The organism is Rhizobium sp. BK196 (assembly GCF_014193255.1).
Lineage (GTDB): Bacteria > Pseudomonadota > Alphaproteobacteria > Rhizobiales > Rhizobiaceae > Rhizobium.
In genome coordinates this window covers 761,113-786,163 of the sequence record NZ_JACHZB010000002.1, presented here as the reverse complement: position 1 = coordinate 786,163, position 25,051 = coordinate 761,113, and the positions used below count along the sequence as shown (strand labels likewise).

18 protein-coding genes are annotated in these 25,051 nt (G+C 60.2%); 6 read left to right on the top strand and 12 right to left on the bottom strand.

Features of this window, described 5'->3' with window-relative positions; genetic code table 11:
• Nucleotides 1-7 precede the first annotated feature (7 nt).
• The gene (locus FHT78_RS10245; protein ID WP_183743097.1) at nucleotides 8-922 is read right to left on the bottom strand and encodes a DMT family transporter; all 915 of its coding nucleotides are present in this window, start codon (nucleotides 920-922) and stop codon (nucleotides 8-10) included.
• A gap of 277 nt (nucleotides 923-1,199) precedes the next feature.
• On the opposite strand from FHT78_RS10245, the gene FHT78_RS10240 reads away from it, so the two are divergent.
• Complete coding sequence (locus FHT78_RS10240) at nucleotides 1,200-1,997, top strand: AraC family transcriptional regulator (protein WP_246715248.1); 798 nt, start codon at nucleotides 1,200-1,202, stop codon at nucleotides 1,995-1,997.
• A 65-nt stretch (nucleotides 1,998-2,062) separates the two neighbouring features.
• Here the strand turns inward: FHT78_RS10240 and FHT78_RS10235 are convergent, their stop codons facing one another.
• Nucleotides 2,063-2,878 carry an oxidoreductase gene (locus FHT78_RS10235; RefSeq protein WP_183743095.1) on the bottom strand — a complete coding sequence of 272 codons (816 nt, stop codon included), beginning with the start codon at nucleotides 2,876-2,878 and terminating at the stop codon, nucleotides 2,063-2,065.
• A gap of 89 nt (nucleotides 2,879-2,967) precedes the next feature.
• On the opposite strand from FHT78_RS10235, the gene FHT78_RS10230 reads away from it, so the two are divergent.
• Nucleotides 2,968-3,429, top strand: a complete 462-nt coding sequence (locus tag FHT78_RS10230; protein ID WP_183743093.1) for a helix-turn-helix domain-containing protein — start codon at nucleotides 2,968-2,970, stop codon at nucleotides 3,427-3,429.
• A 123-nt stretch (nucleotides 3,430-3,552) separates the two neighbouring features.
• On the opposite strand, the gene FHT78_RS10225 is transcribed toward FHT78_RS10230, so the two are convergent.
• The 8 genes from FHT78_RS10225 to FHT78_RS10190 all read right to left on the bottom strand — a co-directional run bounded on the left by FHT78_RS10225 (nucleotide 3,553) and on the right by FHT78_RS10190 (nucleotide 12,254).
• Complete coding sequence (locus FHT78_RS10225; protein ID WP_183743091.1) at nucleotides 3,553-5,574, bottom strand: beta-N-acetylhexosaminidase; 2,022 nt, start codon at nucleotides 5,572-5,574, stop codon at nucleotides 3,553-3,555.
• Nucleotides 5,575-5,604: 30 nt separating this feature from the next.
• The gene (locus FHT78_RS10220; protein WP_183743089.1) at nucleotides 5,605-6,075 is read right to left on the bottom strand and encodes a GNAT family N-acetyltransferase; all 471 of its coding nucleotides are present in this window, start codon (nucleotides 6,073-6,075) and stop codon (nucleotides 5,605-5,607) included.
• Nucleotides 6,076-6,088: 13 nt separating this feature from the next.
• Nucleotides 6,089-7,015 (bottom strand): ABC transporter ATP-binding protein, encoded by a 927-nt coding sequence (locus tag FHT78_RS10215; RefSeq protein ID WP_183743087.1) that lies wholly within the window; start codon nucleotides 7,013-7,015, stop codon nucleotides 6,089-6,091.
• The gene (locus FHT78_RS10210; protein WP_183743085.1) at nucleotides 7,012-7,827 is read right to left on the bottom strand and encodes an ABC transporter ATP-binding protein; all 816 of its coding nucleotides are present in this window, start codon (nucleotides 7,825-7,827) and stop codon (nucleotides 7,012-7,014) included. The genes FHT78_RS10215 and FHT78_RS10210 overlap by 4 nt, the downstream gene beginning before the upstream one ends.
• Nucleotides 7,824-8,726 carry an ABC transporter permease gene (locus FHT78_RS10205; protein WP_183743083.1) on the bottom strand — a complete coding sequence of 301 codons (903 nt, stop codon included), beginning with the start codon at nucleotides 8,724-8,726 and terminating at the stop codon, nucleotides 7,824-7,826. Before FHT78_RS10205 ends, FHT78_RS10210 begins: the two co-directional genes overlap by 4 nt.
• Complete coding sequence (locus tag FHT78_RS10200; RefSeq protein WP_183743081.1) at nucleotides 8,726-9,706, bottom strand: ABC transporter permease; 981 nt, start codon at nucleotides 9,704-9,706, stop codon at nucleotides 8,726-8,728. The genes FHT78_RS10205 and FHT78_RS10200 overlap by 1 nt, the downstream gene beginning before the upstream one ends.
• Nucleotides 9,707-9,724: 18 nt before the next feature.
• Nucleotides 9,725-11,419 (bottom strand): ABC transporter substrate-binding protein, encoded by a 1,695-nt coding sequence (locus FHT78_RS10195; protein WP_183743079.1) that lies wholly within the window; start codon nucleotides 11,417-11,419, stop codon nucleotides 9,725-9,727.
• 367 nt (nucleotides 11,420-11,786) lie between these two features.
• Nucleotides 11,787-12,254, bottom strand: a complete 468-nt coding sequence (locus tag FHT78_RS10190) for an Lrp/AsnC family transcriptional regulator (RefSeq protein ID WP_183743077.1) — start codon at nucleotides 12,252-12,254, stop codon at nucleotides 11,787-11,789.
• A gap of 132 nt (nucleotides 12,255-12,386) precedes the next feature.
• Between FHT78_RS10190 and FHT78_RS10185 the strand changes: the two genes are divergently transcribed.
• Nucleotides 12,387-12,803, top strand: a complete 417-nt coding sequence (locus FHT78_RS10185) for a DUF2000 domain-containing protein (protein ID WP_183743075.1) — start codon at nucleotides 12,387-12,389, stop codon at nucleotides 12,801-12,803.
• A 468-nt stretch (nucleotides 12,804-13,271) separates the two neighbouring features.
• Here the strand turns inward: FHT78_RS10185 and FHT78_RS10180 are convergent, their stop codons facing one another.
• A complete protein-coding gene (locus FHT78_RS10180; RefSeq protein WP_183743524.1) occupies nucleotides 13,272-13,457 on the bottom strand; it encodes a hypothetical protein in 186 nt (61 codons plus the stop codon).
• 298 nt (nucleotides 13,458-13,755) lie between these two features.
• Between FHT78_RS10180 and FHT78_RS10175 the strand changes: the two genes are divergently transcribed.
• The 3 genes from FHT78_RS10175 to FHT78_RS10165 all read left to right on the top strand — a co-directional run bounded on the left by FHT78_RS10175 (nucleotide 13,756) and on the right by FHT78_RS10165 (nucleotide 16,117).
• Complete coding sequence (locus FHT78_RS10175) at nucleotides 13,756-14,295, top strand: GXWXG domain-containing protein (protein ID WP_183743073.1); 540 nt, start codon at nucleotides 13,756-13,758, stop codon at nucleotides 14,293-14,295.
• Between the two features lie 188 nt (nucleotides 14,296-14,483).
• Nucleotides 14,484-14,930, top strand: coding sequence for an SRPBCC family protein (locus FHT78_RS10170; RefSeq protein ID WP_183743072.1), 447 nt, complete (start codon nucleotides 14,484-14,486; stop codon nucleotides 14,928-14,930).
• Between the two features lie 128 nt (nucleotides 14,931-15,058).
• Nucleotides 15,059-16,117 (top strand): adenylate/guanylate cyclase domain-containing protein, encoded by a 1,059-nt coding sequence (locus FHT78_RS10165; RefSeq protein WP_183743070.1) that lies wholly within the window; start codon nucleotides 15,059-15,061, stop codon nucleotides 16,115-16,117.
• Nucleotides 16,118-16,180: 63 nt separating this feature from the next.
• Here the strand turns inward: FHT78_RS10165 and FHT78_RS10160 are convergent, their stop codons facing one another.
• Nucleotides 16,181-24,676 (bottom strand): glucoamylase family protein, encoded by an 8,496-nt coding sequence (locus FHT78_RS10160; protein ID WP_183743068.1) that lies wholly within the window; start codon nucleotides 24,674-24,676, stop codon nucleotides 16,181-16,183.
• Between the last annotated feature and the right edge of the window lie 375 nt (nucleotides 24,677-25,051).

The following is a 25,051-nucleotide window of genomic DNA, read 5'->3' as shown; positions in this document are numbered from 1 at the left end:
CCGGCCCTCATCCGCCTGCCGGCAGCCTTGCATCTGCCTGCGGCGGGCGACGGGCCAGAGGTCGCGCAAAGATGACCACGTTCCCGAGAAGCGTCAGCGTTAGGCCGATCAGGCCTAGACCGCTCCAGTGGTAGCCCTCGAAGACCGTCGACAACGACAGGGCGACGATCGGGAACAGGACGGTGGCATAGGCAGCGCGTGAGGAGCCGATGCGCGACACCAGCATGAGATAGGCGGTAAAGCCGATCACCGATCCGATTGCCGCGAGATAGAGCAGAGCGGCAAGATAGGTGATGTCAGGCGGCGCCACGATGGGCGTTTGCGTCGCGGCAATCAGCAAGAGGAGGACGATCGTGCCATAGGCCATGCCCCAGGCATTGGCGGTCAGCGGTGAGATTCCGGCCGCGCTGTTTCGACGCGATGCCATATTCCCCAGAGAAAAGAACAGCGTGCCAAGCGCTGCAAGACCGATCCCTTTCAGCGTGCCCAAATCGAAATCCACGACAACCTCCTCTCCGAAAAGTAAGAGAAGGCCGGTTGCTCCGAGCGCCGCTGCGAGAAGCGTGCGGCCTGTAATGCGGTCGCCGAAAAAGAGGCGCGCATTGACCGCATTGTAGATCGTTGCGAGCGAGAAGATCACGGAGATTAGCCCTGATGGAATCGAGGCGGCGGCGTTGTAGAAACAGATGAAATTGAGGCTGAACAGGCAGAGCGCTTGCGCAAGGATGAAAGGTTGATCGCGCAAGGCGGGGAACTTGAGCCGCCGCATGACAGCCAGGATGGCGACGAGGATCACTGCTGCGACCGCAAATCTGTAAAAGACCGAGACCAAGACCGGCACCGGACCGACCTGCATCGCAATGGCGATCCAAGTCGTCCCCCATATCAGAACGGTCGCGATGAAGAGAGCGGCATTTGCCATAGACTGATCCTCGTTTTCCTAACGAGTAGGCGAACCGTGAGCAGGTCTCTTGCAGATTCTTGCTATGAAATCGATTTGCCCGGACTTCCTGCTCGCCACGCGGGCCGTCGATCAGTATTGTTCGCAAGGCGTGGCCAGGTGTGGGAAAGAATTGGTGAAAGACAGCCGCCTCTCGGTTTTCAGGTTTTTGTCCGCATCTCCCAATGCGCGGATGTCACAGTCCATCGATTTGGGTTTCGGGAGATCAGCTGCCATCTGGAGCAACGCACACGACAGGATGATCTACGAGCGGCCGAACGGTCATACGTTCAGTCTTTATCTCAGGGGCGGCGCCGGAACGCGTCGTCTGGATGGCAGCCTCGACGCACGCGGCCGTCCGGGGGTGCTGTGCATCATGCCACAGGGGCACTCGTCCGAATGGGAAATCACCGACTTCTTCGAATTCGTCCACCTGTATGTTCCCGACGATCAGATGCGCCGGATGTTTGCTGAGACGTTTGACCGCGATGCTCGTCTCATGACCCTTCCCGAAGTGACCTTCGCAGATGCACCCGCCTTGTCGCACACGCTTCGGCAGATGACGAAAGCGGTGTTGGCGGGCGGTCATCTGCTGGCTGAAGAAGCGATGACACAGGCGATCAACGATTTCTTCGTTGATCCGCGTTATGGAGGGATGCGTCCTTGCGCGATCAGCGGCGGGCTCGCTCCCCATGTGCGGCGGCGGAGTCTGGACTATATCGAGGCCCATCTCGGTGAGGCGATCCGCTTGCAGGATCTGGCGGCGATCGGGCAGCTGAGTGCATTTCATTTTCAGCGGATGTTTCGGGCAAGCTACGGTGTATCCCCGCAGGGCTGGGTGGCTCACCGGCGTATCGAGCGCGCCAAATCGATGTTGCGCGGCCCGGATCCAATCGCGCAGATTGCTTCGGCCTGCGGCTTCAGCAGCCAGAGCCACATGACACGGGCATTTAAGTTCGGTACAGGCGTCACACCTTCTGCCTACCGGCAACACAGTGAAGGCCCTTCGCTCGAGAAACGTTTGTTCGCTGTGGGCGGGGCGGGACGGCAGTCTTGAACTTACCGTCCTTCTGGGGGCGAACTTTCGTTCCTGTGGTGCCTGGGAAATGCGGTAAGGCTAGCTCAACCGGGAAGCTTGTTGAATTTTCGGAGGCTCTTGTCGACGAAGGACTCGGGCAGGAAGCGACGGATGAACCGCACCTGTCCTGCTGCTTTCCCGGCCGTATAGCGTCTCTTTGGTGATGTCACATTGGCCGCCTTGACGACGGCTGCGGCAACCACCTCGGGCGCATCGCCCTTCGAAACGATCTCGCGCATCAGCTTCTCCGCACCGGCGCGCACCGCATCGTAGACGGCAAGCGGCTGGTCCGGGCGCGTAATGTTCTCTTCGAAGGATGTGCGGGTGACACCAGGTTCGACGAGCACGACGCGGATGCCTTGTGTCCGCACTTCGTGATCGAGAGATTCCGAATAGCCTTCGATCGCGTGCTTGGTCGCTGCGTAGAGCGCGTTGAAGGGCGCCGGGATCAGCCCGAGGATCGAGCTGAGATTGATGATCCGCCCCCTGCGCTGCCGCCGCATCACCGGCAACACTGCATTCGTCATTCTGATGGTACCGAAGACGTTGACGTCGAACACGGCTTTCGCCTGCGCCGTCGTCGATTCCTCGGCGCCGCCGAGCAGGCCGATCCCGGCATTGTTAACGAGAAGATCGATTCGCCCTGCCCGGCTCAGAACCTCGTCGACGACGGCCTGTACGGATTGATCGTCGATGACATCGCAGATCAGCATGGTGATGCCGTCGGCAGTGTCGGCCATCGGCTTTCGGCTGGTGCCGAACACACGGTAACCGTCGCGCAGCAAGGCTCGCGCCGTTACCAGCCCGATGCCGGAGGAAGCCCCGGTGACCAGGGCAATACCGCGTTCTCTTTTGCTCATTGACATCTGCCTTCGTTTTGACGTGGAACATCTATGCGTATTCTGTTACTATCAAATTGATAGCAAGTCACTACTAAAAAGATATCGACATGAAAAATCTTTCGAACCAGCCTTGTCTCATCGCCCGAAGCTTGGCGCTCGTGGGCGATGCGTGGAGCATGCTGATCATGCGCGACGCCCATGCGGGACTGACTCGCTTTGATGATTTTCGAAGAAGCCTCGGCATCGCCCCGACAATGCTGACGGGTCGGCTGTCATCGCTGACTGAGGAAGGATTGCTGGAAAAACGCCGCTATTCCGAGCGTCCGCCGCGCGACGAATATGTGCTGACGGAAGCCGGCCGAGACTTCCTGCCGGTTCTGTTCGCGATCGGCGCCTGGGGGCGCAAGCACCGTGGCGGCGGCGAGATCACTCGCTTCTTCGACGCCGAGACCGGAACCGAAATCGATCCCATCACCATCGATCGCGCGACCGGCGCCCCTATTGGAACCCGTCCCATTCGCATCGCCGAACCCGGATGCGCTGCGCCGCCGCAGGATCCGCAAGGCTGAACGCCGGCGCATGCTTGCATCCGTGTCTAAGACGCTCAAGCTTGCAGCTTGAGCGTAATGTCAATGTCGAGTGCCATCCCCGTCTCCGGTGATGGCAAAATGATCCTCAATCCTGACCCGAACTTACGACTGCTGCAGCCCGTAGAGCAGCGGCATCAGCCCTGCGAGCGCCCTGAAACGCTCCCACGACTTGGACGACGGCTTCGTCCAGCCCGTTTCGGCAAGCGCGGACAGGCGCGGAAAGACGAGCCGATCGAAGACGGCGCGATCGGTCATCGGTTCCGACCAGATGCAGGCCTGAATGCCGCGAAGCTTCTGCTTCTGCGTTTCCGTCCAGCCGCCGACAGGATCGAAGGTGTAGAGCTTCTCGGCATCCGACGTGCCGGCCCAGCTGGCGCCCGGCTCGTCCCAGTCGGGCCGCAGCGCCATGTCGAGATAGTAGACCTGCCCCGGGCAGACGACGATCTCATAGCCGCGGTTGGCAAGGTCGGCCGCGACCTCGACATTGCGCCAGCTGCAGAGATAGCTCTTCGATTTGTCGATGACATCGCCATGCGCCGCCTCTTCCCAGCCGCCGGTGATGCAGCCCTTCGAGGCGAGGAAATTTTGGATGCGCTTCAGGAATTCCGCTTGCAGAAAAGCCGCACCCGAGCCGTGGATATCGTCAGCACCATGCGTGTTGGTGATCACGTTCAGGCGCTTGGCATGTGCATCGGCAACCTCGTTGCCGGCGAGCGAACGCAGCTTTTCGAGCGCCTCCGGCGAACCTGACCATGCGCCGAGCGGCACTTCGTCGGCACCGATATGGATGGTCTTGAAGGGGAAAAGCTCGATGAGTTCCGAAAAGATCGTTTCGATGACCTCATAGGTCTTTTCACGGGCAGGATTGATGCAATTGTCCGGGAAACCCTGAACCGAATAGTAGCTGCCAGCTTCCTGCGGATCGCGGAGTTCCGGTATGGCCTGCAGCATGGCGTAGCAATGGCCGGGTATGTCGATCTCCGGCACGATGTCGATGCCGAACCCTTGCGCGCAGGCGACAATCCGGTGAATGGCAGCCTTGGTATAGTAGCCGCCGGTGCGGGCCGGGCTGGAGCCGAGCAGCGGCGGCAGGGCAAGACCGTGACCGCGCCATGCGCCGATTTCGGTCAGCGCCGGATAGGCATCGATTTCGACGCGCCAGGCTTCGTCATCGGAGAGGTGCCAATGGAAACGGTTGAGCTTGTTCCAGGCCAGCACCGCCATCAGCTTCTTGATTTCGGCCTCGCCATAGAACTGGCGGGCGACATCGAGATGCAACCCGCGCCAGCCCATCGACGGTTCATCCACGATCTCGCCCGAGGCGGGGAACTGGAAGGTTCTTGGGTGCAGGCGCGCCCCGCGCCAGATCTGCCCGAGCGTCACTAGGCCGTAGAGGAAACCAGCGCGACTGCTCGCCTCAACGGTAATCGCCTCGCCTTCGAAGCTCAGCCGATAGGCTTCGGGGCCGAAACCGGCAGTCTTCTTCAATCTGACGCTCAAAGCACCTTCCGCTGCAGTGCGGATGATGCCTTCGACAGCAAAGAGCTGGTCGACCAGTGCCGTAAAGCTATCGGCAGCCGCTTTTGCGTCCGGATCGTCGGCCTGGAGCGAAAACCCTGCCGGCAAGGGCTGACGAGAACTGACGGCCACGTGGTTCGGCCAGGGTATAATTGAAACTTGAACGGGCACCGTGGCAGGTACCGGAAAGATCTCCGCGCCACGCTTCAATGGTGCATTGCTGGCGGAAGACCGCGTCGGCTCGAGCCCAAGCGAGACTGTGCTGCCGTCGGCAAAGGCCAGATAGGCGCTCGTTGCACCATCCGTCCAGTGACGGAACTGCCAACTCAATGCATGGACGGAAATCGTCCAGGTCTCGCCCCTATCGAGAACGAACCCTTCCGGGGGATGAAATTCGGTGAAGTTCGACAGCCTTTTGGAAACCGTCGCACCCTCGACGCGACCGGCGGGATCAATCCGCCCAGGCCCGCTGACACAGAGTGAGAAGCCGGCCAGCGGTTCGGCATTGAGGTTCTTGAGCTGCAGGACATAGGAAAAATCCTTGCCCTCGGCCGGCGGGTTCCAGACTGTTTCGAGCCGCAAGGCCTGAGGTCGCGGTGTGGACATGATCGTTTCTTTCTTTTCGTACTATCGAAATCAACTCTTCAGCATGCCGGCATAGATGCCGGGGGCGGAATCAGGGATGGGAATGGCATTGACGGCTTTTTCGTAGAAGGCGGACGGGCCGACATCGCCGATGATCGCATAGCCGTAGCCCATGGTTTTCAGGTCATTGAGGCTGGCAAAGAGCAGCGCCCGACCGATGCCAAGCCCACGAAGGCTCTCGTCGACACCGGTCGGTCCGAAGAAGTCGGGTGCGGTCGCCTCGTGGCAGGAAAAGCCGACGAGCTTGCCTTCGCGCGTGGCGATGAAACAGGTTGGCGGCTGGCGCGTCATCGCAACCGTTGCCTCGCTTGCCCAGGCTTCGCCAAAATGCTCGTCGATCCAGCGGATGATCAGCTTTAGTTCAGGCGGCAGTGCCCGGCGGATGGTGACGCCTGCCTTTGCCATGGCGTCGGGTGATTTTGTGTCCTGCGGAAGGGTCGACAAATTGACGAGATAATCCATGAGGACGTCCTGTTTAGCTCTGCGCGCCGAGCGTGCGCATGAAATGATTGGGACCGATCTGCTCGATCACGATGGATTCCGGGCGGCTGAGCGACCGGACGCGCTCGGCCTGTTCGAGGAAGCGTGCGCTGCCGCCGGTCACGAAGGGCCGTCCGCCGTCAGGCACTGCAGAAAGCAGCAGCTGGGTATAGGGATGACGCGGATGGGAGAGCACCGTTTCGGTATCACCCCATTCGACCATCTGGCCGGCAAACATCACGACGATCTCCTCGGCCACATGGGCCGCCGTCGCAATATCGTGGGTGATGTAAAGCATCGCCAGCTCGTTCTCCTGCTTCACCCGTGCGAGCAGATCGAGGATGTCCTTGCGGATGGAAACGTCGAGCATAGAGGTCGGCTCGTCGGCGACCAGCACGCTCGGCGCCACCGCAAGCGCGCGGGCAATATTGACGCGCTGACGCTGGCCGCCCGACAGTTCATGCGGAAACTTCTGCTTCGAGACGGCCGGATCCAGGCCGACGTTTTCCAGCAATTCCGTAATGCCATTCTCAAGGGCGCGCCGCGACGTGTTCTGGCTGTGAAGCTGCAGCGGCCGGGAAAGATGATGGCTTACGGTGAAGGCAGGGTTGAGCGACGAGAACGGATCCTGAAAGACCATCTGCACGTCCTTGCGATAAAGACGCTCGTCTTTTGCCGTCCCCTGGGCCGTCAGATCCTGCCCGTGAAAGAACAGCTTGCCGCCGGTCGGCCTGTCGAGACGCGCGATGATGCGGGCGCAGGTCGTCTTGCCGCAGCCGGATTCGCCGACGAGTGCCAGCGCGCGGCCGGGAAAGAGCGAGAAGGAGACATCCTTCAACGCATGGACCGGGCCGAACTGGCGCCTGATCTCCTCAAGCCGTATGACGGCTCCGGCCGGGGACGGATGTGCCTCGGACTTCATGCCAATGCTCCTGAAAGATGGGGCCTGCTCGGAAGCTGGGGAATGGCGTTCCAGAGCTTGCGCGTGTAGTCGTGGAGCGGCGCCTGGCTGACCTGCCTGACATCGCCGACTTCGACGAGTTCGCCCTTCAGCATGACGCCGATACGTTGGCAAAGCTGAGCCATCAGATGCACGTCGTGGGTGATGAACAGCACCGAGAAACCGTAAGTCCGTTGCAGGTCGACGACCTGTTCGAGGATCTCGCGCTGCACGACGACATCGAGCGCCGTCGTCGGCTCGTCCATGATGATGAGCTCCGGCCTCAGCGCCAGGCAGATGGCAATGACGATGCGCTGGCGCATGCCGCCGGAAAACTGATGCGGATAGTCGCTGATGCGCTCCGGCGGTATGCCGACGAGCCGGAACATCTCCTCGCCGCGCGCCCGTGACTGCTGGCGCGAGCATCCCGTGTGCCGGTAGAGCACATCGTGGAACTGTGCCTCAACGCGCATCAAAGGATTAAGCGAGTTCATGGCGCTCTGAAAGACCATGCCGATACGCTTCCAGCGGATGTTCTGCAGCTCCCGCTCCGGCATTTTGAGAAGATCCTGCCCGTCCATTCGGATGCTGCCGCCGCTGATCCAGGCTGGCGCCTTGGAAAGGCGTGTGATGGCATAGGCGATGGTGCTCTTGCCGCAGCCTGATTCACCAGCCAGCCCGAAGATCTCGCCTCGACCGATACTGAACGACACGTCCTTGACGGCGCGGAACTCGCCCTTGTCGAGCAGGTAGTCGACGTTGAGCTTTTCGACTTGCAGCAAATTTCCGCTCATCGGCCGGCCTCCAGTTGACGGTTGCGGGCACCGGTCAGGCGGAACCAGCGCGACAGCGCCGGCCCGGAGCGAAGCTGCGGATTGGCAATCTCGTCGAAGGTGAAATTGAGAAGTGCGAGGCCAAGGCCGGTCACGGCAATGCCGACCGCCGGGACACCGACATCCCACCAGGCGCCGACCATGATCGCCGAAGCGTTCTGGGCATTATAGAGCATCGTGCCCCAGGACACTTTCAGTGGGTCGCCGAAGCCGAGATATTCGAGTGTCGTCTGCGCGACGATCGCATAGATGATGCTGCCGACGAGGTTGATACCGATCAGCGGCGTGAGGTTCGGCAGGATCTCCACGAAGATGATCCGCCAGGCTGGCTCGCCGATCATTTTCGATGCAGTGACGAAATCGCGATTGCGCAGCGCCATCGTCTGCGACCGTGTCATGCGGGCACCCCATGGCCACGAGGTCAGGGCAATGATCGTCATGATCGTCGTCGGCCCGACCGTGCCGGCAAAAGAGGCAAGCAGGATCAAAAGCGGCATGTTCGGAACAACGAGTACCGTGTTCGTTGCAAGATCGAGGGCGGCATCAGTCTTGCCGCCGACATAGCCGGCGACGAGGCCGATGGCGGTGCCGATCACGGTAATCGCAATGCCCGTGGCAAAACCGACGGTGAGCGAGCTGCGCGCACCCCACACGAACTGGCGATAGACGTCGCGGCCCATCTTTGTCGTGCCGAGCACATGCTCGATGGACGGAGACTGGTGAGAGCGGCCGACGCGGGCGCCAGGTTCACCGGGCGCGATGATCGGTGCAGATAGCGCCATGAGCCAGAGGGCGACAACAATGATGAGGCCGGCGACGGCCTTCTTCTGTCGAAGGATGGATCTCAGCGTGAAACGCATTACACAGCATCCCGCAGTCTTGGGTCGATAAACCCGTAAATGATGTCGACGAGCAAGTTGGCCCCGAGCGTTGCGAGCGTCATCAGAAGCAGTTGCCCTTGAATGACCGGATAATCGCGGGCAACGCTCGCCGTATAGAGCGTCAGGCCGAGTCCCGGATAATTGAAGACAATCTCAGTGACGATCGAACCGCCGAAGACGGCACCAAGCATGAGGGCAAGGTTTGTCAGGACAGGAAGCATGGCGTTGCGCGCGCCATAGCCGAACATCACGTTAAGATGGCTGAGACCCTTGGCGCGGGCCATCGTCACATAATCCTCACCGAGGATCGAGATCATCGACGAGCGCATGGTCGTCTGGAATTCACCGATCAGGAAAGGCGAGAGCGTCAGTACCGGCAGGATGGCGTGCATGAAGACGCTGCCGGCAAAGGTGAAGTTGAACGCAGGATCGAGATTCGGGTCGTAGGCGTAACCGACCGGAAACCAGCGCAGCGAGACGCCAAAAATGAAAAGCGTCGTCAGCGCAATAATGACAGGCGGCACCGAGATCATGACGACCGACAGCGGCGAGACGATCGTGTCGAAGCGGCCACCGCGCCGCCATGCCGAGACCGCGCCAAGCACGACGCCGATGCAGAGCGAAAAGATGATGGCGGTGACGACGAGGAAAATGGTCCAGATGGTCGAGCGACCGAGAACCTGGACGACGGTCTGGGGATAGTATTTGACCGAGACGCCGAGGTCGAAAGTCGCAAGCCCCTTCAGATAATCGACGAATTGCAGAAGCATCGGCTGATCGACGGCTCCGAAGCGTACCTTGATCGCCTCGACGGCTGCGGGTGTGGCCCGCGGGCCAAGCTGGGCGACCATGGCATCGACGGGTGTCCCCGGCATGAGCCGGGGAAGAATGAAATTCATCACGATGGCAAACGCCAAGGCGACCGCGTAGACGCCGAGGCGCCGTCCGGAAATACGCATATCCCTACCCTCGCGGTCTTATTGGACCGGCTTCAGGCGCAGGAGATGCATCAGGCGCATCCGGTTGTTGTCATGATCTTCCGGGTTCATGACTGGGTCCTTCTCGGTTACCCAGCCGGTGAAACGCTTGCTGGAGAACTGGTACCAGGTCGGGCCGTTGAAGACAGGCACAACCGGGAAATCGTCGGCGACAAGCACCTGTATATCGTTGAAGATCTTCTTGTGATCCTCATCCGACGTCGCCTTCAGATACTGATCGAAGAGCGCATCGAGCTTCGGGTTCTGATAGCGCGAGGGAGCACCGGTGACACGCCCGGCATAGGCCGTCGACAGGCTTTGGTAGTAGCCGCGAAACGGAGTGGCGCCATCGGCGCGCGAGTTCATGACGACCTCGAAGCTGCCGTCGAGAATCTGCTTGCGCCATTGTTCATATTCCGGTGTCGCGACCGAAGCATTGATGCCGGCTGCGCGCAAGCCTTCGACGGCGATCTGTACGGCGTCGATCCAGTCTGTCCAGCCATTGGGAACGATGATCGGGAAATTGATCGGTTTGCCACTCGGCGTCGTACGAAAGCCATCCGAACCCTTCATGTAGCCTGCGTCTTCGAGGATCTTGCTGGCCTTCTCGGTATCAAAACCCATGAAGGCATCTTTGTCGCCTTCAGCCGCCTTGTTGCGCCAGCCTTCAAAGCGAGGCGGCAGGCCGGAGGCATGTTCGTTGACGACGGGATAGCCGAAGCCGGCAATATCGACCATCGACTTGCGATCCATGGCAAGACTGAAGGCGTGGCGGAAGTTGAGGTCCTTATAGGCTTCCAGATTGCCGTCATTCTTGCTTTTGAAATTCATCTGAAAGGCAACGGTTTCCGCAGGCGGCTGCCAATAGCCGTTATGGTCGGCGTCAAGCGCCACGAAGGTCTTGTCGATCTCGGGAATGAAGGAGCCGATCCAGTCCATATTGCCTTCAGGCAGGATCGCCAGCATCTGGTCGTTGCCGGAAATCTGCGGTAGCCTCAGGCAATCGACATGGAGCGAAGCGGCATCCCAGTAATTCGGGTTGCGGCACTGCTCGTAAACTTGCGGCGTGAAACGGTGAACTTCCGTCATCGGACCCGAGCCGACCGGCTTCTCGTTCTTGAAGGCCACGGGATCGGAGACATCCTTCCAGACATGCTCGGGAACGACGGCGAGGTCGGCCAGCGATTCCGGAAAGTCGGAATTGACCGCCTTGAGCTTGATCGTCACCTCAGTCGGCGACGGCGTCTCGACGGACGCTACGGTTTCGCCGACACCAACGGTATCAAGTGCGGCGTTCTTCAGCATCAGATCGATCGTGTATTTGACGTCCGCTGATGTCAGCGGCTGGCCGTCCGACCATTTCACGCCCGGACGCAGTTCATAGGTGATCGACTTCATGTCGTCGGAAAACCTATAGTTCGTGGCAAGGCGCCAGACCGGCTTGCCACCCTCCTGTGCGTTGAAGATGACGAGCGGCTCATAGATGAAGTCCATGGTGCTCTGCCGGCGCCCGGCGAGGTCGAACGGGTTAAAGTTCTGCACCCAGCTCGTCTGCTCTTCGATATGCATCGTCAGCACGGATTCGGCGGCCGAAGCAGCCGATATCCCAAACGCCATGACCGCAGTCAGGGTAGTCGCCGCGGCCCAACCGGCGCGCGCGGACACACTTCGGATTACGCTCTTATCCAGTCCCATTTTTACGTTCCTTTGATTGTTATTTTTGGAGTCAATCAAATTGATTTAATCAAGCTAGCGTAAGATTTCCGATCCGGTCAATCGGGCGGCAACTAAAATTTCGGCTCCGATATCTGAACGTTATCGCGTCGAACCACATGTTGGCAGATTGCTCGCCAACCTCCCACCTTTCGGGAAACTAAATTGTCATACTTATTGTGCGCTGCGAAAAGCCTGGCGCAAGCGCAGCCAGCCAGACTGAGGTCGTTAAAATGCGATGATTTGATCCAACCTTTATTGAAGCCATGACGGCCTAATTTTCAGCACGATCAAGCCGTCCAGCATCAGCTGGACGGCTATTCCAATGATTCTTGGTCGGATCAGCCTCTTAAAGTCCTACCGGGAAGCCTTCGAACGATTTGATTTCCTTGAGAACAAACGTAGTCTGCATTTCCTTGATGCGCGGCAGGCGGCGCACGACCGACATTGCGAAATCGGCATAGGAATCCAGATCGGCAGAGACGACCTGCAGCAGAAAATCGGAGTCTCCGGCAATGCTGTAGCAGGCGACAACCTCCTGCAGCCGTGCAACTTCGGTGGCAAAGGCATCTGCTTCCGTCTCGTTATGGCTGTCAATTTTCACCCGGATGAAGGCGAGGACACCGAGCCCGAGTTTGCGCCGATTGAGATCGGCTCTGTAACCCCGGATCACGCCTGTCTCTTCGAGTTGACGTACCTTTCGCCAACAAGGAGACGTCGACATGCCGACCCGCTCAGACAGTTCCTGATTTGTCAGCCGCCCCTCATCCTGCAAGCTTGAGAGGATTTTCAGCGCAACCGGCTCGAATGTCGTCATCGGTAATATCTACCCGCATATCCCATGATCCAGGTGAAGGTTACCAAATCTCGGCGCTGGATAGCAATATCAGGTAAGATCCTTCTGGTGTGATCGCTTAGGCTGTGACCATCGCAATTTCAGGTCTTTCCCATGCTCCCCGATATCCGCATTGCCATTGTCGTCGATCCCAAGCTTCCGCCAGCCTTTGTTGCAAATACCGTCAGCGCCATCGGTATAGGTATGGGCGCCAAGATGCCACTCCTCGGTGCTGAAAGGCTCAGCGACCGTGCCGGCAGGACGACCGATATCGTCTCCAACCGACCTGTGCTGATACTGCAGGCCGACGGGCAGACGATCCGTCAGATCATGCTGAAGGCGCTGAATCAACCTGAGGAGCGCGCCATCGTACCGTTTCCTGGTTTCGCGCGTTCACTGCACGATTACGCCGACTATCAGCGCAGTTTTCCGCAGCGGGACCTGAACGAAGAAGTGATTGACGGACTGGGTCTTGCCGGACCGGCGAAATGGGTGAGATCCTTGACGGGCTCTCTGAAGTTGCTTCGCTAGCTCGTTGAGCAAGTACCGAAAACGAGATTTGCTGTCGCTTGCAGATGGATCGTTTACTGCTGTTTGGTACCGGGAACTTGTTGGGGAAGCTCGTCCGGTCGAATGACCGGCATGTCTTCGGTGGGGGGAGCCGGTTCGACCAACCCACGATCGCCAGTCGGCGGAGGCGCCAGCAGGCCCTTGCAACGAGATGTTTGGCCTTCCGGCCCCCGATTTTCCGACTGCCGATCCTTGCCGACTGACGACTGGCTATCTGCTTCACACTCCGGTTGCGGCCCTTTGCTGTCCATCTGACTGATAGCAGCCTGGGGTCCAGCAAGGAGTAACGCGAAGGCAAGTCCAAAAAGGACAGACCTACCGGAAAGGCGATGAATCGAACGCCTGGTCAGGGATATGGGCCGTAAAATACACATCGGTGTCACTCCCTGCTCCCGAGACAGCCAACTGCGCTGAGCTACGGGGAGATCGTCACTTCCCTTCACGAACGCGAACGCCCGGTTTGCCAATCGGCATCAGCCGGGGATCATTGATGCCGGGCCTTATGGCATCCTGCTCGCTCGACTCCTTGAGAGGCGGCGCGCGTCCGGTCCTGTTCTCCGGGGCATTGGGAGGTGTTTGCAAATGTTCGCGATGTTGCTTGTCGAGTTTGGTCATAAGCAGCCTCATTGCGTCGACCAATCGCATGTCGGAACCGGTTCTGGGCGCGGCGGTTTTTCGAGGGATGAACGCCGCTTGCGGTCGCCAACGCCAGGATGAGAGGCTGCAATAAAGCCAACACACCGGGCGCCGTCTCGCGATTGGAGCTTTTCCTATCCGGTTCAACCGGCGCCGACTTCGAAAGTTCCGGATAGAGATAGAATTGATCCTCGGAACGTTCGGGTTCAGACGTTGCATCGTTCTCCGGAGCGAACATGAGAAAAGGTGACCCGTGCAAACGAACCTGCAGAAAGACATGACGGCTTGGTTTCGCTCGCTCGAACCTGTCGACCCTGTCGAGATGATCGGACTGTGGAGGGGTGTCGGCGTTCCGTCAGGACATCCACTGGACGGCGTTCTTGAGAATTTGCGATGGTTCGGCAAGCGCTTTCATCCCGACATGCGGGCGGATCCCCTGCTCTTTCAGTGGTTGCCGGGACAGCTCGTCGCCATCGATCCGCGCTTGGTCCCCGTCCGGCTTGCGATCAGACTTGCGCCGCTCGGACGGACCTCCCTTGCCCGAAATCTGTTCTCGCATATTCAGAAGGCATTCCGCGCGCAAGCTACGACAGCCGCTCTGGAGATTCGGACATTCGAGCAGACCGCGAGCGCTGCAATGATCTATGACAAGCAACCGATCGTCGACCACTTCAGGAGGGCAAACGATGACACGCTGGCTGGGATGATGTGCGTGCGCGACGACGAGATGCGGCTCTTCTTCAAACTCATGAAGGTCGATGTTCAGGTCTGGAACGATGTTGAAAAGGCAGATTCGCGATCGCGCCGTCATTCGTAGACACGCTCACGGCCTCCAATTTCTTCGAAATCAGTGAAACTCAAGGCGGCAAGCGAGAGCTGAGCGCTCTCCACAATTCAAGCGCTGCCAGCTGATGATACCCTTGCTGCGGGCGATCTTCCTCCTAAGATACTCGAGGTTATCGCGTCGTACATTCGGTCGACGCCGACCAAATTTGGGAGAAAGCGATGCAAGAGGCTCTCGTCGTACGCCGCGAAACGCATCTTTCCGCGCCGCCTGCGGCGGTGTTCGCCCTGCTGACGGATCCGGAAAAGATCCTTCGCTGGATGGGAACGGAGGCGGAGGTCGAGCCGCAGCCAGGAGGGCTCTATCTCGTCAATGTGACCGGCGCACGTTTCGCTCGCGGCTCTTTTCGCGAAGTGGTGCCGGTCCATCGTCTGGCCTATAGCTTCGGCTGGGACGGCAGCGAGGTGGTGCCGCCGGGATCGAGCCTGGTCGAGATCGACCTGATCGAGCAGCCGGATGGGACACTCCTGCGTCTGACACATACCGGCTTGCCCAATGCCGAACAATGCGCCGGCCATGCCGAGGGCTGGGCTCACTACCTCGATCGGCTGAGCACGGTGGCGGCTGGACGCGATCCAGGCCCCGATCCCTTTCATGGTCGGACATAACCACGCTGCTCAATCGAGCGAGAAGCCGAATTGATGAAGAAAACGACCTCTTGCCGAATGAAATCGACTCGCCGTTCTGTTGCAGCCGCCTGGCTGACATCAAGTGACCGCTATGGCATGATCGAAGCATGGATTTGCCCGCCCACCTTGCCTGGTTGATCGATGAGGCCAGCGCCTCGTCCGGCCCAGAACAATTCATAGCCGAGCTTGGCCGCCACTTGCTTGCAGATGGCCTGCCACTTACGGGTGGGGCTCTCACTCTCGCCGTTCCGCACCCGATCATTGCGCGCCGCACTTGGTTGTGGCGGGCAGAAACCGACGCAGTCATCGAGGCGCTCGACTTTGCCGGCAGCCCGCTCAACAAGTCTGCGGACGACTGGCTTGCCGGCCTTGGGCCAATATATGAAGGAAAGATCGGCCGGGGCTCTGACAGCCCAATATTGGGCTGGGCCGCATCCCGGCCGTTCGGTCCTGCCGAGGCGGATCGGCTGAACCAGGCCGCGCGTTTCGCAGCGGCACCCTTGTCGGCTCTGACCGCACGAACGGCGTTGACAACTCTTTTGGAGGCCTATCTCGGCAAACGCAGTGCCGCGCAGGTGCAGGCTGGAGCGCTCGGCCGCAGCAGCGGTGAAACCATTCGCGCCGCTTTGCTCTGCGCAGATCTGCGAGACTTTACGGCGCTCTCCGAAGCGACCGAGCCCCCTGCCATGATCGCCACGCTCGACGCCTGGTTCGATCGTGTTGCAGGCGCAGTGCACGCTTTCGGAGGTGAAGTGCTGAAGTTCATCGGGGACGGTGTTTTAGCAATCTTTCCCGTTACCGGCACGCCCGGCGAGGCCTGCGAAGCATCGCTACGCGCCGTCGCGGCGGCTTGTGCCGGCATGGCCCATCTTGATGCCGCACGGCAGGCACAGGGCCTGCCCCCGCTACCCTTCGGCGCGGCTCTGCACTTCGGCGAAATGCTTTGGGGCAATATCGGTGCCGCCGATCGGCTGGACTTCACCGCCATCGGCCCGGCCGTCAATCTTGTCAGCCGGCTGGAAGGGCTCTGCAAGTCCCTTGGTCATCGCGTACTGATATCAGGTGCGCTCGCCGCGGAGACGACGACACATCTGGTTCCCCTGGGCGAACATCGGCTGCGGGGCATCGCCGATCCCTGCGCTGTCTTCACTTTGCCGACGGACTGAATAACGCAGATCACGCGATCGCCGGGGCAGTGACACCAGTCGATCTGCCCCCGCAGCAAGTTCTCATTTGGCCGCGAGCAGATATCCTTCATTCAGATCATCGAGCGCCATGCCGTTGATGGTCACAGAGCAGCGGTCCGCATCCACCCTCGAAACGGAAACCTGATATTTCCCGCCCGGCAGGTCGAGTTCGGCGGAGAAGCCGTTCCATCCGTCCGGCAGCACCGGCTTGACGTGCAGGCGGCCATTCTCTGAGTGGATGCCGAGGATGCCCTCGATTGCCACACGGTAGAGCCAGCCGGCCGACCCGGTGTACCAGCTCCAGCCGCCGCGGCCCTTGAGCGCGCCTTCGCCATAGACGTCGCCGGCGATCACATAAGGCTCAGTGCGGTATACCTCCGCAGACGCCTTATCGAGCGAGTGATTGATCGGATTCAGCATTTCGAAGGCCCGCCAAGCATCGTTGGCGTGACCCATGCGGGCGAGCGCCAGAACTGCCCAGGCGGCGGCATGAGTGTACTGGCCGCCGTTTTCGCGAACGCCGGGCGGATAGGCCCTGATCACACCGGGGTCGTTGACCGGCTTGACGAAAGGCGGCGTCAGGAGACGGATGAACTTGCCATCTTCATCGACGAGGTTGTCGAGGACGGCTTTCATCGCCATCTCGCTGCGTTCCGGGTTGCCCTCGCCCGACAGCACACTCCAGGACTGAGCGATCGAATCGATCTTGTCTTCCTCGGACTGGCTGGAGCCGAGTGGCACGCCGTTGTCGTAATAGCCGCGACGATAATATTCGCCGTCCCAGCCGGCCGTTTCGATCGCGTTCCTGAGCTTTTCGAGATGTGCGGTCCAGTGGCTGACACGCTGCGTGTCGCCGCGGCTTTCAGCATAGGCAATGAAACGGCGCAACGCACCGGCCAGGAACCAGCCGAGCCAGACGCTTTCGCCGCGGCCGGCCATGCCGACACGGTCCATCTTGTCGCACCAATCGCCGCTCATCATCAGCGGCAGGCCGTTGACGCCGGTACGCTTGATCGCGAGATCGAGACCGAGGGCGGCATGCTCGTAAAGCGATGCGGTTTCCTCCGAAACACGCGGCTGCAGGAAGGCGTCATACTGGCCGGGGCTGAGCGGCGCGCCTTCGACGAAGGGCAGCATCTCGTCCATGATCGAGCTGTCGCCGGTCGCCGTGCAATATTGATCGACGGCATAGGCGAGCCAGACGGGATCGTCGGAGATGTTCGTGCGCACACCGGCGCCGCTGTCTGCCAGCCACCAGTGCTGGAAGTCACCTTCCGGGAACTGGCGCCGGCCGGTATTGAGGATCTGCTTGCGAGCGATATCAGGCGAATGCAGCAGGAAAGCCAGCGAATCCTGCAACTGATCGCGCAGGTTCCACGCGCCGCTCGATTGATAGAAAGCGGTGCGGGCCATGATGCGGCAGCTATAGGTCTGATAGGGCAGCCAACTGTTGACCATGAAATCGAGGCGTTGATCCGGTGTCGAAACACGCGTCTTGCCGGTAAAGTTCTTCCAGAAGTCACGCGTCTGACCGAGCACTTCTTCGAAGCTGACGGAACGGATCTCGGCAATCAGAGCAGCCGCTTCCTCCTGCGAGGCAGCATCGCCCATATAGAAGCAGATGTCGCGGACCTCGCCAGGCCCGATTGTCAGATCGAAGGCCATGGCGGCGGCCGGATCGCCATCGAGATCCAGAGCGTTGGAGAGACGCGAGCCGGCAGAGACGGTACGAGGCTGCTGGATCGTTCCGTGCCGGCCGATGAATTCGCGACGGCTGGTGGAAACGCTCGACGGCGTTTCGCTTGCGGCAAAGGCCGCAACACGGGTGCCGAAGCTCACGCTGAACGGATTGCTCGCGAAGACCGCCCCACTCGCGCTGTCGAAGCTGGAGATGATGAAGGGTTTGCTCTTCGTCGGGTTGTTGCCGAGGATCCATTCGGCATAGCCATAAAGACGCAGTTTGCGTGCCTCGTCGGCATCGTTGCGGATGCGCAGCTGCGTGAGCTTGACCGACTTCTGCATATGCAGGGTCTGCGTCACCTCCAGGACGATCTCGTCCTGAACCGTGGAGAAGACCGAGTAGCCGAGGCCATGACGGGCTTCGAAGCGCGTGTCGGAGCGCTGCGCCAGAGACGCATAGGGCACGATGACCGAACCCCGATCGAGGTCCTTCAGGTAGAAGGCTTCGCCCGGTCGGTTGGTGACGATATCGTTGGTCCAGGGTGTCAGCTGGTGATCGCGTGAGTTCTGGCTCCAGGTGAAGGCAGCGCCTTCCGCCGAGACATGGAAGCCGAAGCTGTCATTGGCCATGATGTTGACCCACGGATGCGGCGTCTGTTCGCCGCCCGACAGGCGCACAACATATTCGCTGCCATCGGCCGCGAATCCGCCATAGCCATTCCAGAACTCGAGATCGCTGCCGTCGACCGGTTCTGGCGAAGCCAGGCCGCGGACCATCCTCGGCACCAGCGTGGAATCACCCCACTGGCCGAGGAGCGCAGGTGAACCGGCAACGGAACGAGCCTTCTGCAACTGGTCGACAAGACTGCCGTCACGGCCCCGCAGTACGACGCGCGAGGCGGCAATGATGGCGTCATAGGCTTCCGGTGTCGTCAGGTCCTTGCGCAGCACATAGATGTTGCGCTGAATACCGGCAATTTCGCTTGCATGACGCGCCGCATCGCAGAGTTGATCGATCGTGCGCTGCATTTCCGCAGCCGCCTCGCCGGCACGTTCGTTGAAGATCACGAGATCGACCTCGACGCCGCGCGACTGCAGGAGACCCTGAGCCCGCAACAGTTCCTTGACGAGATCGGTGCCGAGCTCGTCGGTGATGCGCAACGTCATCAACGGCGCATCACCCGAGAGCGTTGCTCCCCAGAGAACGGACTGGGACTTAAGACCCTCGCGGACCGTCTTGCTGTCGGCGCGTAACGCCATGTCGGGATAGATAATGTAGCGCGCGAACCGCTGGTAGGCGGCTGCCTCCTTCGAGTTGACGCCGATCTGGCGCAACTGGCTCTGCGTTCTCGTCCAGGCCTGAACGAGGCCCTGGGCAAAGCTTTCCGGCTGGCGATAGTGCTCCAGCGCCGATTCGAGTTCGGCGCGTTCGGCTGCCGCAACGGTCCAGAAAGTCACGCTGACCTTTTCGCCGGCCGGCACACGAAGCGTACGGCGCAGCGACACGCAGGCATCCATGGTGAAGCCGTCGGTGCCTGACAATTTGGCATCCGGATCGAAGGCGGCAGCTTCGGTCAGGGTACGGCCGCGACCGAGGAAGCGCATTCGATCCGTCTCATATTGCGTCGGGCCGTTTTCGCCTGATGTATCGACGATCAGCTGCGCGATGGCGACATCGGGATCGGTGAGGCCACGCTTCTGGCGCTCGACGAAGATCGCATCGCCGGCTGCGGCAATCTCGGTCTTCAGGAACATGCGGGCAAAGACCGGGTGGCCTGTATCGACGATATCGAGTGTCGCGACCGGCTCCATATAGGAGGTCACTTCGATAACGCGATCTTCCGTGCCGGTATTGGAGATCGTCAGACGGCGGCCTTCCGCATCGTGATCGCTGGCGACGAAGACCTCCATCTCGCTCGTCAGTTCTCCGACGGTCTTGATGAACTCCGCCTTGTCGTCGCTGAAGCTGACGCGCACGTGCTCGTTGGCGATCGAGCGCGGCTCCGCCGTCGCAGACCACCATTCGTTGGACGCGGTGTCCCGCAGGAAGATGAAGGAACCCCAGCGGTCTTCGGTCGGATCGGCCCGCCACCGGTTGACGGAAAGGTTCTTCCAGCGGCTGTAGCCGGAACCGGTTGCCGTCAGCATGGTCGAATAGCGACCGTTGGACAGCAGCAGCAATTCGCGTTCGCGCGATGCCGGGTCTTCCAGGCGGCGCACTTCCGGACGCATGAGGTCGCCCTGGATGGTCGCCGGCGCATCGGTTTCGTGCTTGGCTGCCATGACGGGAATGTCGCGCGGCGCCTTTTCCTGCAGCAGCAGTTCGGCTGCCTCGATGACAGGATCGGCATGGAAAAGCTCACGCAGCATGCCGTCGAAAACGACGTTGGCAACCGCTGCGATCGACATGCCGTGATGGTGGGCATAGTAGTTGTAGACCACGGCACACTGCTTACCCTCAGGCACGCGTGTTGGCGTGAAGTCGACGGCATCATGGAAGCCATACATGCCGAGCGCGCCGACGGCCCGTAACCTGTTGAGGTTTTCGAGTGCGGCGACCGGGTGGTATTGGCTCGCCAGTAGCGAAGCGTAAGGCGCGATGACGGCATTCTGGCCGAGGCCGCGCTTCAGGCCGAGCGTCGGCACACCGAAATTGCTGTACTGATAGTTCATCTGGTGGTCGCGGGCATTGAAAGCCGCTTCCGAGATGCCCCAGGGGGTGCCGAGTTTGCGAGCATAGTTCATCTGTTCGAGAACGATCAGATTGTTGGTCTGGTTGAGAATACCTCCGCTGCGCTCCTGCATGACGAGCGGCGGCATCAGATATTCGAACATCGAACCGGACCAGGAGACGAGCGCCCCGCGCGGGCCGACAGGCACGACGTGACGGCCGAGCTTGTACCAGTGTTCAGTCGGAAGATCGCCCTTGGCAACGGAGAACAGGCTCGTCAGTCGTGCTTCCGAGGCAAGCAGATCGTAGCAGGCCGCATCGACTTCTTCCGTCTCGACCCGGAAGCCGATCGACAGCAGCCGGCGCTCGGGGCGATAGAGGAAACTGAAATCCATGTCAAAAGCGATTTCGCGGGCACGATTGCCGACACGGGTGAGCCTTTCGCTGATGGCGTCCGCTTGCGAGGGATCGAAAGCTTTATCGGTCAGATGAAGCTCGCAGGTTGCCACGAGCTTTTCCGCCCAATGGACAACCTCGTCGCTCTGCGCGGTCTTGACTTCGCGGTCGAGGCTGCCGGCTAGTTCCTTGATTTCTCGCGCCTGCCCGGCAAAACGCTCGATTAGGCCCGAAGAGAACTCCTTTTCCCGTTTGCCGGTAGCAACCGCACTTTCGAGGTCAGCAATTCGGCCATCCAGCCGATCGTGAAGGGATTGGACCGACTTATCTTCCTCCCGAAGCTCGTTCAGCACCTCGCGAAGAATGGCCGCAACATCGCCAATGCCGTCGAGATCGGTATGAATGTGAGCAAGCGGAGACTGCGCCCACATGCGGCAGGCCGACGATACTGCAATCAGATGGCCGGCAAAATTGCCGCTGTCGACCGACGACACATATCGGCGGCCGAGCGGCTTCAGCGTGTCGGTATGATACCAGTTGAAGAGGTGGCCGCGATATTTCTCGAGCCTGTCGACGGTTTCGATCGTCTGCTCGATACGCTTGACCGCGTCTTCGAAGGAAATCCAGCCAAAACGACGCGCCGAAATCACTGACAGCAGGTAGACGCCGATATTGGTCGGCGAGGTACGCATGGCGACGACGGCATGCGGCGTCTGCTGGACATTGTCCGGCGGCAGGTAATGCTGGCCGGGAACCACGAAGTGGTCGAAATAGCGCCAGGTACGCCTTGCGATCTTGCGCAATTCGTTGCGGACAGTCTCCGGCACATCGAGCCGGTCTTCAGTTTCCGCCGTCTGGCTGACCGTCCAGGCGATGGCCGGCGAGAGGATCCACAGAATAACGAAGGGAAGGCCGACCATCCAGGCGCTGTCGCCGGAGGAAATGACGAAAAGCAATGCCAGGATGGCAAGCACCGGAGCCCGCCACATGACTTTATAATGACCGAGGATGGTGGTCTGCGCCATCGCCTGGGCGCTTGCGGCAGTGCGCCACTGCAGCATCAGCTTGCGGCTGACGAAGAGGCGGTAGAGCGAGCGGATGATGGCGTCGGCCATCACGCAGGCGGTGTCGGCGATGAAGACGATGCGCATCGCCACCTGGGCGTTGGCATTCTCGATGTCTTTCCAGACCGTGTGGAGATGCGCCTGCAGGATGATGTCGCTGGTGCGCGGGATGATACCATTGATCAGCGACAGGGTCGGTGCGACGAACAGGCTGAAGATCAAGAGGATCTGCCAGATGAGCGCGCCGAGCGGGTCCATCCAGTACCAGCCGAGAACGGAAGCCAGGAACCAGGCGATCGGCGTCAGCGAGCGGCGCAGGTTGTCGAACATCTTCCAACAGCCGAGTGCAGTGACGCCGCGCCGATCGTCGAAGATATAAGGCAGAAGCTGCCAGTCTCCACGCGCCCACCGATGCTGGCGCGAGACTTCCACTTCATAGCGGATCGGGAAGTCCTCGACCAGCTCGCAGTCCGTCACCAGTGCGCAACGCGCCATCGAGCCTTCGAGCAGGTCGTGGCTGAGAACCGAGTTTTCCTTGATGCGGCCCTTCAGCGAGGCCTCGAAGGCATCGACGTGATAGAGGCCCTTGCCGGTGAAGGTGCCTTCGCCGGTAATGTCCTGATAGACGTCGGAGACGGCAAAGACATAGGGGTCGAGGCCGCGGTTGACCGAGAAGACGCGCTGGAAGGTCGATGCATCCTTGCCTGTCGTGAGCGACGGCGTCACACGGGGCTGGAGCACACCGTAGCCATCGACGACCCGTTGTTTCTTTTCGTCGAAGACCGGGCGATTGATCGGATGGTGCAGCTTGCCGACGAGCTTGATCACGGTGTCGCGGACGACACGCGTGTCGCTGTCGAGGGTCATCACATATTTTACGTCCTGCGGCACGACATCGGCGCCCGGCAGGAAACTCGTGTTCGGCTCGCCGCGCAGAAGCATGTTGAGCTCATGCAGCTTGCCGCGCTTGCGCTCCCAGCCCATCCAGGCGCCTTCGGCGGGATTATATTGGCGGCGGCGATGCAGCAGATAGAAGCGCTGCTTGCCGTCTTCGGCATAACGTGCCTCCAGATCGGCAATCTTGCTCAACGCATAGTCGAGCACCTCGAGATCGCGGGCGCTCTGTTCTTCCTGCGCGTCCGGCCAATCACTCAAAAGCGCGTAATAGATTTCACCGCGCGCATTGGCGAGATAATGAACCTCGAGGTTGCGGACGAGTTCATCGACATGCTCACGCTTGCCGATCAGGCAAGGGATGGTGACGAGTGTGCGGGCTTCCGCCGGCAAGCCCTTCTTGAATTCATAACCCACCAGACGATCGGGCGTGATGAAGAAGGTAGCAAAGAAGTTGAAGAGGCCGGTCGCTCCTTCGGAGGCCGGAAGCGCGAACATCAACAGCAGCACGATCGTCGCGAAAAGCGGCATCCCGGCATCGACGAAAACCGCTTCGGTAATGACCAGCGCCAGCAGCGTCAGGAGCAGCACCGGCACGGCGATTGCCAGCCAGTTCAGCTTGCGGATGACGCGCATGAACCGCAGGCCGAGCGGCCGCCGGAAGCCGATCTCTGCTTCGAGAGCGGGGCGTCCATTGCCGACGAAATAATAGCCGACATTGCCGGCTGCCGCGGAAAGATCCTGGCTTCCCGCCTTCGGGCGGTCGGCCAAGCGGACGGCCGCCTCGGCGATATCCATCTCCGTCTTGTCGGAGCGCTTCGCAAGCTTTTCGATCTGGCGGCGATAGCTGTTGCGGGAGCCGGAATCGAGCTCGGCATAATCCGTCTGCTGCCAGAGCAGCTTGTCGATGGTGCTGACCTCTTCGACCCATTCGGACCAGTCGGTATCGTTGATCTCCCGCAGGCTCTTGATGATGCTGCCCATCAGGGCATTGGCCGCCCCAAGACGCAGTTGCTCGGCCGACATCACAGCTTCGGCGTCCGTCCCCCTCGCCACGAGCTTGGCCTCAAGCCAATTGAGCGCGGCCTCGGTCGGCTCCAGCGCATTGCGCAGGCGATAATGCAGCTGGGTAACGAAGGTCGTATCGTCGAGATTGGCCGAAAGCGTCTCCAGGAAACCCGCGGCCCCGGAATCGCCGAGCGCAATCGCCTGGGTCGCCGCTGCGTTGGCGCTGCCGCGCATTTCGCTGCCCTTATGGACCCGTGCCGCAACGTGACGAAGATTGTCAATTAGAACGTAACGGACGAGCGAAGGCAACGCCCAGAGTTCGCCGATACGCAGCGTCTCCTTGTCCTGGAAACCTTCCGTAACGGCGGTCATGCCTGCATTGCTGATATTGCTGTGGGCATGCGCCATATAGAGCCAGGCGAGTGCCAGCGTGCGCGGCACTTCCGTCCCGTCGAGTGTGATCTTGCGCAGCTCCCGATAGAATTTCTTCGGAAAGTCGCGACGGACTTCCTGGATCGCCTCTTCGACGATGTAGTGGTTGTCGAGCAGCCATTCGGTGGCCGGCGTGATGCTCTCGCCGGCATCGACGTCAGCAGCGGCAGCGCGATAGACCCTCAATATCTCCGCTTCGTTCTCCCGATGCCGCTGGAAGAAATCGAAATTCTTGAAACTCGCCACATCAAGGGCGCGGCTTTCTGCAAACTGCGCAGCCTTGACCCTCAGCTGCTCGTTCGACAACAGAGATGCGCGGATGCCGAAATCGGGATCAGCGGAAGATGCTTGAACATGCGCGCTCGTAGCGCCTACAAGATTTTGAGACGTCATAGCTTTACCTTCTACTGGGTTCGTGTCCGACGAATGCATTCTTGCGGAACTGGATGCGAGCAGGGGCACGAGCGTTTCGAATTGGGCATCTTCATTGCTTCTGAGAGACAGTCTACATTCAAACGTGAATTGTTCGAAATGGCGGATAATGGTCAATAGCGGCCGTAAAATGAACGGACGATTAATCGGACGGCTCACCAAATGAAATGGACCTGCAGGAATATGTCGCCGCTTGCGCAGTCGCGTTCCAATACGCAGTCAGGCAGCCGGAGCCAAGGTGGTTCCATCGGGTTGAAACCCCTTAACGCCGTTGGTTTCGATCGGTACGCTTGGCGCTTTTAAGCGCCAGCGATCCCATCGATGACAGGCGAGATT